The sequence below is a fragment of the Vibrio sp. Vb0888 genome (assembly GCF_033338835.1).
In the GTDB taxonomy this organism is placed as follows: domain Bacteria; phylum Pseudomonadota; class Gammaproteobacteria; order Enterobacterales; family Vibrionaceae; genus Vibrio; species Vibrio alginolyticus.
This window is the reverse complement of the sequence record NZ_JAWOTL010000263.1, coordinates 1-1119: the sequence shown is the minus strand read 5'-3', so window position 1 is coordinate 1119 and position 1119 is coordinate 1. Positions and strand designations below refer to the sequence as shown.

Here is a 1119-nt window from a genome sequence, read left to right as displayed (position 1 = left end):
AAACTAAGGAAATGCGCGAACGCGTGATCTTCACTCCGGCGGTGATCTTCCACCAATACCACGATGGGTTGAGCCAGCGCTGTCGCAAACTGAATCACTTTACGAAGCACCTTACGACTTGGTAAGGCGGCTTGCTGAGTCAGAAAAAATACAGGTGCCATTGATTACTCCATTATCAAACGAGGCAAATGCGCCTAATGCACACTAAAAGTTTATACCATCCCCTTATGCAAAGACGTTCTGTTTCTGCGAGCAAAATATAAATTCCGCAATTGTGCGCGCCATTGCCTAGAATTTTAACATCAGGATCTCATGCCTTTAGGTAATAGACATCGTGTTGACACTAACGTGATGCCCAAGGAAATCGGTGACAATGATGATAGATTCCAGCCAATTACAAATTAATCGCAAAGTGCCTCATTTGCTTGCCGAGATCATTAAAGCGATAGAGTCGACCGAAGACCTCAGTTTTTTGAAAGACTATCAGGAAGCGCAAATCGCGAACATTTTGGAGTCGGTCAACATTGCTTATCGTAAACGCGTAATAGAAGCGGTGCCGCCAGAGAAGTACTGGACGGTATTAAACTTGCTGCGATACGACACCGCTAAGCACATTCATCAATCACTCAACAAAGAGCTGCAACATGAACGCTTAGCGTACATCACGGATTCGGAACTGATCATCTTTGCAGACTTTCTACCGACCGAGTTTGTGGATGAGTACCTTATCGACCAAAGTGAAGAGTCGGTCGCGCACATTCAACAAGCGCTGTCGTATGAAGATAACAAAGTGGGGAGATATGCCGAGCCGCATTTTTTAGTCGCAAATCCTAAAAACAGCGTAGGAGGCATCAAAACCGAGTTGTTAAAACGTGGACAAAGCCCGGTGCGATTGATCATCGTGCGTGATGTCGGAGGCGTTATTGGGACGATAGAACCTCAAACCCTGTTGCTGCATGAGAACCATACCAAACTCACAGACTTGACCGTAGTCACGCCAATTCTAGAAGATATCCAAACGATTCAAAGCGTCAGTAAACAGGTCTCGATTGATGGTGGAGCACATTGGTTTCCTATCATGGCTGGTGGCAAAATTATGGGCGTCTTGTCGATGGCGAC

1 protein-coding gene is annotated in these 1119 nt (G+C 45.8%); it reads left to right on the top strand.

Features of this window, described 5'->3' with window-relative positions; genetic code table 11:
- Positions 1 to 373 precede the first annotated feature (373 nt).
- Positions 374 to 1119: magnesium transporter MgtE N-terminal domain-containing protein (locus tag R7P72_RS25505; RefSeq protein WP_411912912.1), on the top strand; the 746-nt coding region annotated here is incomplete at its 3' end.